The sequence below is a fragment of the Hydrocoleum sp. CS-953 genome (assembly GCF_002260545.1).
GTDB lineage: Bacteria > Cyanobacteriota > Cyanobacteriia > Cyanobacteriales > Microcoleaceae > Trichodesmium.
The window spans coordinates 1-8,421 of record NZ_LGSU01001242.1; the positions used below are offsets into that span (position 1 = coordinate 1).

Here is an 8,421-nt window from a genome sequence, read left to right on the forward strand (position 1 = left end):
CATAAATACAATTATTCTATTTTGACAAAAACTTAATAATATGATAATGTACGAGTTGAAAAAAATTCCTAAATCCTCAAGAATGGTTAAAGGTAATGAAATTAAATTTTCATCTGACTATTCTAGCTACTATAGCTTTATTAACTCCAATATGCTTAACCTCTGTTGTTAATGCAGAAATTGAGATATCGCAACAGGAAGTAATAGCACAAAATATTAAATTCCAAACGCCAGAAATCAGAGAGCAGGGAGATAGAATGAACACAGCAGTAAACGGAGGAACTCGAAATAGGTGTGCGTTTAAAGATGGACTTACTGCTTTGATACCAGAAACTAATATTGGGTTAACTTTGGCTGAGTATCCGAAATTTTTTGTATATCTTCCAGCATTAGAAGTATTAAAAAAAGATAGATGTTCTGATTTCCTTCCAGAAGAAATAAGAGTAGAATTTGACTTAGGCGATGAAGCAGACAAGAGTAAGAGTGTCTATGTCACTGAATTCAAGCTTCCTAATACTAAGGGTATTATTAGGATTGACCTGCCTGATGATGGTAGTATCCCAGTGTTAGCAGTTGGCCAAAAATATCAATGGGTTGTATCAATAGTAATCGATCCTTTTGATCGCAGTAAAGATATGTACGTATATGGCTGGATAAAAAGAATCGAAACCTTCCCAACCTTACTTCAGCAGTTAAAAACAACAACACTCGATAATCATCCCAAAGTTTATGCTGAAGCCGGTATTTGGCACGAAACCCTCGACTCCCTAGCAACACTACGTCAGTCTAACCCCAATAATTCAACTTTTCTTATTCAATGGCAAGACATTCTCAAATCAGTGGGGCTAGAAACCGTCGCGGATGCACCCTATTAACAGAGAGTAACCAACCTACCGAAACAAAACAAAATCAGGAGACTTCAGATGTTAGANCTTCAGCAGTTAAAAACAACAACACTCGATAATCATCCCAAAGTTTATGCTGAAGCCGGTATTTGGCACGAAACCCTCGACTCCCTAGCAACACTACGTCAGTCTAACCCCAATAATTCAACTTTTCTTATTCAATGGCAAGACATTCTCAAATCAGTGGGGCTAGAAACCGTCGCGGATGCACCACTATTAACAGAGAGTAACCAACCTACCGAAACAAAACAAAATCAGGAGACTTCAGATGTTAGATAACCTACATAATATGATAATATGCGAGTTAAAAAATGGGTAAATCCTCAAGGATGATTAAAGATAATGAAATTAAATTTTCATCTGACTATTATAGCTACTGTAGCTTTATTATCTCCAATATGCTTAACCTTTGTTGTTAATGCAGAAATTGAGATATTGCAACGGGAAGTAATAGCACAAAATATTAAATTCCAAACGCCAGAAATCAGAGAGCAGGGAGATAGAACGTTTTCAATAATAAAGGAAGGAACTCGAAGTAGGTGTGAATTTAAAGATGCACCTAAATAGAGATTTATTATGATATAGTAGATTGATGTTTAACTTATTAAACTATTAATAGAGGTGGCCGAGCAATTGAAATGCAATCAATCAAGACTAAATTAAAAGTTAATAATAAGCAAAAAACACTACTTGCCAAACACGCCGGTGTAGCCCGTCATGCTTATAATTGGGGATTAGCTACTTGTATTACTGAGTACGAAGCTACCAAAAAACGCCCTAGTGCTATCACTTTGCATAAGCGTTTAATTGCAGAAGTTAAATCCCAAAATCTATGGTATTATGAGGTGTCTAAATGTGCCCCAAAACNTGCTTATAATTGGGGATTAGCTACTTGTATTACTGAGTACGAAGCTACCAAAAAACGCCCTAGTGCTATCACTTTGCATAAGCGTTTAATTGCAGAAGTTAAATCCCAAAATCTATGGTATTATGAGGTGTCTAAATGTGCCCCAAAACAAGCATTAAGAGATTTATAAAGGGCATTCAAAAACTTTTTTACTGTCCCCGGACGTGGGTTTCCTAAGTTTAAGAAAAAAGGTAAAAAAGATAGTTTTTACTTAGAAGGAAGCATTAAAATTCTGAAAGGAAACTATATTAAACTACCAAGAATAGGAATAGTAAAAACTTACTGTATCTTACCCTCTTACAGAGTCAAAAATGTGAGAATNTATATTAAACTACCAAGAATAGGAATAGTAAAAACTTACTGTATCTTACCCTCTTACAGAGTCAAAAATGTGAGAATATCCAAGCGGGCAGGTGACTGGTACATTAGTTTTAAGTATGATGAATGTCAACCCAAACCTCTGACTAAACAATGGGCTATTATTGGTGTAGATGTAGGTATAAATGCCCTAGCAACTTGTAGCGATGGAACCACCTACCCTAACGTCAAAGCCTACAAACAAGCCAAAAAACGACTAACTCGTTATCAACGGCGTGTCCAGAAAAAAGAGCCTGGTAGCAAAAACACAAGCCAAAGCAGTAAAAAAACTAGCCAAGACTCACAAAAAAGCGGATGCGACCCCGCGCCATCGCACGGCGCAAGGGAACGCGCACCAAGCAGTAGCTGATATAAGAGCAGATGCACTACATAAACTGACAACATGGGCGAGCTTTGAACCACAGCACCATAGTGATAGAAGTATGACAATGTAAGCGGAATGCTCAAAAAGCGGTGCGACCCCGCGACGANCATGGGCGAGCTTTGAACCACAGCACCATAGTGATAGAAGTATGACAATGTAAGCGGAATGCTCAAAAAGCGGTGCGACCCCGCGACGACGACAGCTCGCTTGCGGAACGCGCACCAAGAGATCATAAACTAGCAAGCGCTATAGCAGACTGTGGGTTTTATGAGTTTAAGCGTCAGCTAACATACAAGTGTAAATGGTATAGCAGTGAGCTAATAATAGCAGATAGATTTTATCCAAGTTCTCAGATATGTTCTGACTGCGGACATCAAAAGAAAATGCCGTTGAATGTCAGACTATATGAATGTGAGAACTGCGGTTTCAAGGCAGACAGAGATTTTAATGCTGCTGTGAACTTAGAAAATTATGCACGTTAGTAGGTGGAGTTCTCACCGATTTTAAGCCTGCTCTCGAAGATAAGTTACAGACTGCGGTCAGTGGTCTTCTGTGTTAGCGCAGCTTTGCGTTAGCAAAACAGGAAGTAGGGGCGAATGGCCATTCGCCCCTACAAATATCATGCAATCATTCATGGGTAAGTCTGGGTAAGTTTAGTAGAACGGATAATGAGTAGACAGCAGCAAGAATTGAGAATTTGCTAACAGAAAAGCAAATTTTGGCAGAATATGACAAACTGTAAGAGCAGACGATCGCTATTGGTAGGGAATTAGGAAAATTACGCCTTCTACTCCCATCTCATACCGTTTCACGGAAGTTACATCGCTTTTCAGATTGATGAACCACATCTTCATAACCAAAACCCTGTAGTGGCGATTTCGTTCCGAATGCTGTCGCCAACGCGTTAGCGTTTCATCTGCGTAGCAAAGCATGACCTAGGAAATCGCTCCTACTGTGATCTACTGAAATGAAAACTACTGTAAAAGTCAAAATTAAAAAGTCATGCATCAAGATTTTATAGGCTCCAAACTTTAACTCTACAGTAATTTTAGGAAATTATTTCATATCTAAAGTTTGAAACTATTTGTGACATCTATTTTGATTGCCAATGGTTTTTAAAGCAAAAATAACAAAGAATAAAAAATAGTTAAATTAGGTACATAATGAATTTAAGATTATATTCATAGGAAAAACTAGATAGATGTGATATATAAAATTAAATAGCTTATAATAATATATTTAGGAGCTAAAAATAATGACTAACAAAGAATTCCAAATATTGAAACAGCAACGTGATGCTAAACTAGCTACAGTTTTGCTCAAAATAATTGATACTGAATGGAATCGAGTTAGTAGACAATTGGACGCTCTTGATACTGATTCTGGTGATGTTACTAAAGCAGCAATTTTAGTCGGGCAATATCAAATATTAGATAAATTAATGGCAGCATTATCAGAAGGTAGTCTTAGTTCTGATTATGAAATAGAAGCTATATGGCGTTCAAAATTAATTCAGCGTGTTGTAGAGGGTTTTAATTTAGACCTGGATACTAGGACTCCACCTCGTCAATATAAAAGTATAGCACAACAACTCGCAGAAGCTTGTGGACTAGAAGTAATTCAAGATTAATTTTATATTATTTGATTGGGTAGCCCGGTCGGTTTTATAGACAACAACTTCCGGGCTAAATTCTAATTTTTATTAATAATATTTATGCACAATAGCAAGGATGATTATGGAAACTAATAAAGGCAAATTTAACTCAGATATTATTCGACAGTATGCTCATTTAATTGCTATTTTAGCGGCTTTTTTTCTGAATATTTATGTAAATCTTGCTCCTCCAAGCGGTCAAACAATAGGAGAAATTTCTAATACTATATTTAAGAATGTTTTGATTACTCCTGCCAGTTATGCTTTTGCTATTTGGGGATTAATTTATTTGGGTTTAATTAGCTTCGGAATTTATCAAGTATTACCTGCTCAACGAGAAAATAAAATTTTACGCAGATGTCAATATTTTTTAGTAAGTGCCAGTCTATCACAAATTGTTTGGATATTTTTATTTCAATATCAACTGTTTATCCTTTCAGTTTTGGCAATGTTAGGAATTTTAGGCTGTTTGATTTGCCTATATCTAAATTTAGGTATTAGTTATGAAAGAGTCTCAAAAAAAGATAAATGGTTAGTTCATCATCCCATCAGTATATATTTTGCTTGGATTAGTGTGGCAACAATTGTGAATTTGGCCTGCGCTCTAGATAATTTAGGCTGGAATAGTTCACAGCAAGTTGCTATTGTTTGGACAATAATTATGTTAATAATTGGAGCCGTTATTGCAGCAATTATTAATATTCAAAAACAAGATATTGCTTATAGTTTGGTATTTGTTTGGGCATTGACAGCAATTGCAGTTCGTCATTTAGATACTCTAGTTATTGCTATTAGTGCTGGAATATTAGCTTTAGGATTAGCAGTTTTAGTTGGTCTCAAATTTTTTTCAAAAGGTTTGATTGATAAAGTATAGAAACCGGGTTTGTATTAGATGTCCTACCATACTGACATCTACCTCATATAAACCCGGTTTCTTATACCAATTCACTTTAAAGATGTCACAAATAGTTTCAAACTACATAAGTGAAATAATTTCCTGAAATTGCTCTATCGTCAAAGTTTTGATCCTACAAAATCTTAATGCATGACTTTTAACTTCCGTGAAACGGTATTATAATACTCCAAAGCAAACAGATTTCATATCTAAATATTTATCTAAATACTTATCTAAATACTTATCTAAATTTATCTAAAAACATTCTGATAATCGTGAAACTCTACATCTGTTATTTATATTTTAGATTAAAATGTAATGAGATAAAGTTAGGGAAAATAATATGGCACGGGGAGAACAAATATACACTATTAGAAAATTTCTAAATATAGATGGTGTTTACGAACATCATGGTATTGACTATGGCGATGGAACAGTTATTCATTATCGCAAAGGAACAGAAACTATTGAACGAACTTCTAAAGCATATTTTATTGATGGCAGAAAAGTTTATGTTAAACGTTACCCACTTCGTTATATTGCCGATACAGTCATTCAAAGAGCAGAAAGTAGACTAGGAGAAAGAAAATATAATATTCTTTTTAATAATTGCGAACACTTTGCGACTTGGTGTATTACTGGAGTTAGCTATAGTCAACAAATAAAAAACTTTATTCCTCTACTTCATCATATTAATGTCGAGCAAATATCAGAACCAATTAAGCAGGCAATTTTAGGCGTAAAAACTGAACTAGGTACTGCTGAATTAGTAAGTAAAGCTTTAGCAGATATTAAAGTAGCTTGGGAAAATATTCAACCTGAATATAAACAAACTTTACAGGAAATAGATAACTGGCAAAAAGTTGNACTTTATTCCTCTACTTCATCATATTAATGTCGAGCAAATATCAGAACCAATTAAGCAGGCAATTTTAGGCGTAAAAACTGAACTAGGTACTGCTGAATTAGTAAGTAAAGCTTTAGCAGATATTAAAGTAGCTTGGGAAAATATTCAACCTGAATATAAACAAACTTTACAGGAAATAGATAACTGGCAAAAAGTTGCGGTTGCAGCGCTTAAAAAAAACCGGGAAGATTTAGCTCGTGCTGCCTTAATTCGCAAGCGAAAACATCAAGAACGTGCTGATGAATTAGCAAATAGTTTGCAGAAATTGGCAACTATGACAGAAACACTTTTGCGAAGTCAAAATTTAATTGGTAAAAATTAGTATGGCTGATGATATATAGCGTTTTTATCTGGGATGTGGAAATTGAGTGCTATTAAAAAGGGAATAGGGAGTGTGGGGGTGTGGGAAGGACTTACGCGACAACTAAAGTTGTAGGGTGCGTTGGAACGCACCTTAACCTTGACATACTCCCGACGTTGCCCTTACGGGAAAACGCGGGATTCTTCAGTCTGGGAAACCCTAACCGCTGTTTAGACAGAGGTGATGTCCTCCCCCTGTGTTGACATTGATACTAACAAAATGTACCTAGCTTGTCAAGGGCATATGAACAGCTTATGAAGGTANGAGGTGATGTCCTCCCCCTGTGTTGACATTGATACTAACAAAATGTACCTAGCTTGTCAAGGGCATATGAACAGCTTATGAAGGTATCCGAATCTTGGCCTTGGCTTTCCCATACGACGCTCCCCCACCGGAGAGCGCGGGACTTCCCGCCAGGGAAGTTAAATCACAAACTAACGCCCGAATTTTGTGTGTACTGTTAAATATATTTCTGCAATAATAACCCCAACTTTTCCTTAGTTGTAGCAGGTACCTTATCCAAAGGAGTCAAAATTGCATTTTTCAACGCTGAATGAGAATCAGACACAAACTTATTTTCACTTAATCTCCGCACAGTTTCCTGGATAACTTTTTGAGCATTGACAGCATTCTTCCTTAAATTATTAATCACCATGTCTACAGTCACGCTCTCATGCTCCTCATGCCAACAATCATAATCTGTAGACAAAGCTAAAGTTGCATAAGCTATTTCCGCCTCCCTTGCCAACTTTGCTTCTGGCAAGTTTGTCATCCCGATAACTGTTGCGCCCCAACTACGATATAAATTTGACTCCGCTTTAGTAGAAAAAGCAGGACCCTCCATACATAAATAAGTGCCACTGCGATGTACATTTACATCCTGCAAGTTTAAACTTTCCGCAGCATCCGCCAGTATTTGTGCTAGTTGGGGACAAGTAGGATTTTCAAAAGTAATATGTGCTACTATTCCTTGACCAAAAAATGTAGATTGCCTACCTTTTGTGCGATCAATAAACTGATCTACNTTAGTAGAAAAAGCAGGACCCTCCATACATAAATAAGTGCCACTGCGATGTACATTTACATCCTGCAAGTTTAAACTTTCCGCAGCATCCGCCAGTATTTGTGCTAGTTGGGGACAAGTAGGATTTTCAAAAGTAATATGTGCTACTATTCCTTGACCAAAAAATGTAGATTGCCTACCTTTTGTGCGATCAATAAACTGATCTACTACTACTAAGTCTAGGGGTTTAACTTCTTCTTTGAGAGAACCTACTGCAGAAGCAGAGATTAAATATTCCACACCCAGACTTTTCATACCATAAATATTGGCACGAAATGGTAATTCAGATGGTAATAAAGTGTGGTTGCGATCGTGTCTGGATAGAAATGCTACTCGTGTTCCTTCTAAAGTACCAACAATAAAAGCATCAGAGGGAGAACCGAAAGGTGTATCTAACTTTATCTCCTCTACATCTTTGAGTGCTTCCATTTTGTATAAACCACTACCGCCAATAATGCCAATCTTTACTTCAGTCATGCTTTGATTACCTGATATTCCTCTTACTCCAATATTTTATATCATGTCTAGTTAAATACCCACAAATAATCGGTAATAGGGAACACAGAAGAGGAAATAGGCAACAGGTAATACCAAATTCAAAAAAGATCGTTACAGTAAAATCCTCTGCAAAACTATAACTATTCAGATATTTGCCCACCTCCTAACACATAGCATATAACAACAAACTTAATGTAGGAACATTTGTATGAAATAGCTATCACAGGGAAATATTTAGGATACTTGGCAGGAGAGAGAGGAGAACATTTTGATTACCGAATAATTAATAATTATTAATTATTAATTAAATAATTCAGCTTTATGAGCGCTCCCTTTCAAGGGGAAAAAGCGGTCGTTTAGCTAGCGCACAACTTTCCTATCGGAGCGCTAAACGCCATATCCCATCTCCCCGACTCGAACAGTGCTAGGATATTTCCTTCTATTCAATTCCCTTACGGTTTTAACCACCAGGTAATTATCCATTAATGA

7 protein-coding genes and 5 pseudogenes are annotated in these 8,421 nt (G+C 36.4%); 10 read left to right on the plus strand and 2 right to left on the minus strand.

Annotated elements, in window-relative coordinates; translation table 11 throughout:
* Positions 1-95 precede the first annotated feature (95 nt).
* From AFK68_RS21245 to AFK68_RS21290, 10 genes and pseudogenes are all read left to right on the plus strand, one after another.
* Entirely contained in the window at positions 96-875 is a 780-nt protein-coding gene (locus tag AFK68_RS21245; protein WP_094674863.1) for a DUF928 domain-containing protein, read from the plus strand.
* A 57-nt stretch (positions 876-932) separates the two neighbouring features.
* A pseudogene (locus AFK68_RS45930) lies at positions 933-1,184 on the plus strand (DUF928 domain-containing protein); the annotation flags it as partial.
* 63 nt (positions 1,185-1,247) lie between these two features.
* Complete coding sequence (locus AFK68_RS21255; RefSeq protein WP_094674867.1) at positions 1,248-1,472, plus strand: hypothetical protein; 225 nt, start codon at positions 1,248-1,250, stop codon at positions 1,470-1,472.
* 71 nt (positions 1,473-1,543) lie between these two features.
* The coding region (locus tag AFK68_RS35375; RefSeq protein WP_246844324.1) for a helix-turn-helix domain-containing protein at positions 1,544-1,772 on the plus strand (229 nt) is incomplete at its 3' end.
* A 362-nt stretch (positions 1,773-2,134) separates the two neighbouring features.
* Positions 2,135-2,660: pseudogene (locus AFK68_RS45935) on the plus strand (RNA-guided endonuclease InsQ/TnpB family protein); the annotation flags it as partial.
* A gap of 1 nt (position 2,661) precedes the next feature.
* A pseudogene (locus tag AFK68_RS21270) lies at positions 2,662-3,021 on the plus strand (RNA-guided endonuclease InsQ/TnpB family protein); the annotation flags it as partial.
* Positions 3,022-3,809: 788 nt separating this feature from the next.
* The gene (locus AFK68_RS21275) at positions 3,810-4,184 is read left to right on the plus strand and encodes a hypothetical protein (RefSeq protein ID WP_094674875.1); all 375 of its coding nucleotides are present in this window, start codon (positions 3,810-3,812) and stop codon (positions 4,182-4,184) included.
* Between the two features lie 106 nt (positions 4,185-4,290).
* Complete coding sequence (locus tag AFK68_RS21280) at positions 4,291-5,082, plus strand: hypothetical protein (protein ID WP_094674877.1); 792 nt, start codon at positions 4,291-4,293, stop codon at positions 5,080-5,082.
* 364 nt (positions 5,083-5,446) lie between these two features.
* Positions 5,447-5,969 (plus strand): lecithin retinol acyltransferase family protein (locus tag AFK68_RS21285; RefSeq protein WP_143438112.1); only part of this gene is annotated, 523 nt, incomplete at its 3' end.
* Between the two features lie 63 nt (positions 5,970-6,032).
* Positions 6,033-6,332 carry a PspA/IM30 family protein gene (locus AFK68_RS21290; RefSeq protein ID WP_246844325.1) on the plus strand — a complete coding sequence of 100 codons (300 nt, stop codon included), beginning with the start codon at positions 6,033-6,035 and terminating at the stop codon, positions 6,330-6,332.
* 499 nt (positions 6,333-6,831) lie between these two features.
* On the opposite strand, the pseudogene AFK68_RS39420 reads toward AFK68_RS21290, so the two are convergent.
* Both AFK68_RS39420 and AFK68_RS39425 read right to left on the minus strand, forming a co-directional pair.
* Positions 6,832-7,395, minus strand: a pseudogene (locus AFK68_RS39420) (S-methyl-5'-thioadenosine phosphorylase); the annotation flags it as partial.
* Between the two features lies 1 nt (position 7,396).
* Positions 7,397-7,911, minus strand: a pseudogene (locus AFK68_RS39425) (S-methyl-5'-thioadenosine phosphorylase); the annotation flags it as partial.
* Between the last annotated feature and the right edge of the window lie 510 nt (positions 7,912-8,421).